We start from the raw sequence: 1,721 nt of genomic DNA, 5'->3' as shown, positions 1-1,721 counted from the left end.
GGCTTCCAAGCCACCTCGTTCATAACGATCAATCCAGTCGTAAACGCATGACCTGTGAGTAGAATACTTTTCGGATAGCTGATTGACAGTGGCGCCCTCCAGCCATAGGTGTATAGCCTCTAAACGAATAGATTCTCGAACATCATGGGAAATTTTACGGCCGTCGACTTTGCTCATGTACACCTCAAATATGAGGTGTCAGTTATACAGAAACTCTTGTCGGGAAGTTTTGGCCCAGATCAATAACATCTCATTTCATCAGCGTAAAAACCTTTCAGGTTAGACTGTTATGGAATTTTCAGTCGGATTTTCATAAAAAAAGACCAGCCAATACCGGTTTGCAACAGCTGTCAGCAGCTGAACGTGGATCGGGTTACAATGGCATTTTTTAATCAAGTGGCCGTCACTCACAGGAGCTGAGGAATGATCATAACTCTAAACAGCTTTCTTCAATTAAATCGAAGTTCATACGATCAATGTAATCATAACCCCGAATTATTTCGGGCTTAACAATATTCCCATTATATGAAATTCTTGTTTTGTTGCTAGATCGAAGTATGAAATCTTCTTTGACGTAATAAGGTTCAATATAATCATCTTCAGTTTCTTTTGAATAAATTATATGTTTATTAACTTCTATCCTAAATAAAAGTGATTCACTGCTTACAGAAGTTGCATTATAGGATCGGACAAACTCATAAGATTTTTTGTAGCATCTTTTGTTCTAACAATTACTCGATATTTGCATTTAGGATTAAAAGATAATTCACTATTTTTGTCCACCACTCGCGATGAATTGTATAGATCTGAATTAAATTGAGTATCTGGAGACAGTTCACTTGAATAAAGATGGTAGTCTTTATACAGTTCACCTGAAGTGGGTTTTGTTTCTATAGACGGTTCAGCTGAATAATGTTGGGTGTCTTCAGATAGTTCAAGGGCTGTCAGGTTTTCTGAAAATAGTGCAGCAAGTGTGACTGAGATAAAAGGTTTATTCAATTTCAACCTCCTACTATTAAAAATAGTAACTACAACTTAAGACCCTGGTTCTATTCACAGTAAATGTTGGTATGCTCCTTAAAGCCATTGATACCAAGAAAAGCCAGGGTTCTGAAAGTCTCTGTACTAACAGGGCTTCCAGAGGCTTATCAAACATTAGCAACATTTATTTTGAACAGAGCCTAAGACCTTCATTGTTACCATTAGTTCCATAAAAACTAACACCATCACTTAACGAATAAGGATAGATTGCGGGTACTGCTCAAAATTTGTAGGCAACTCAACACATCCACATCAATGTTTTGGGCATTCAAACCGGGTATAATTCCAGCCTATGAATTCGTCAAAAGCCTCATTGCTTGAAACTGAAGCCGTCACTTTGGAGACAATCTTTCTGCCACGGTGCTGGATTTTTACCACTCCTGCGGTGTTATCCAGCCTTTTATGCTCGACTGGTTACATAGTCATGGTTGTCCAATCTCCAAGGGAGGGAAAGCTCAGTGACTTGCTGATACAAGGGCATAACCCGTTTCTCCATGAGCGAGATGATATTCTCGAAACATGTCTTGCCAGTTCACGCATGCTGACTGATATCAACAGGAATAAAGGAGAGAATTTAAATAGATTTTTTATCTGTTTTTTTATTGAGGAGGCTCGGGTTTTTGAAAAAGAAATGAAACTTCATTTTCAAATCATCCTTTATTAAGGTAGAAACAGTTTAA

2 protein-coding genes are annotated in these 1,721 nt (G+C 37.9%); both read right to left on the bottom strand.

Annotated elements, in window-relative coordinates; genetic code table 11:
- On the bottom strand, window positions 1-177 hold a 177-nt coding region (locus tag WG89_RS33160), incomplete at its 3' end, for a helix-turn-helix domain-containing protein (RefSeq protein ID WP_153301802.1).
- A 486-nt stretch (window positions 178-663) separates the two neighbouring features.
- Window positions 664-999 (bottom strand): hypothetical protein, encoded by a 336-nt coding sequence (locus tag WG89_RS30900; protein WP_153301893.1) that lies wholly within the window; start codon window positions 997-999, stop codon window positions 664-666.
- Window positions 1,000-1,721 lie beyond the last annotated feature (722 nt).

The organism is Endozoicomonas arenosclerae, assembly GCF_001562015.1.
GTDB lineage: Bacteria > Pseudomonadota > Gammaproteobacteria > Pseudomonadales > Endozoicomonadaceae > Endozoicomonas_A > Endozoicomonas_A arenosclerae.
This window is presented reverse-complemented; position numbering and strand designations above follow the sequence as displayed.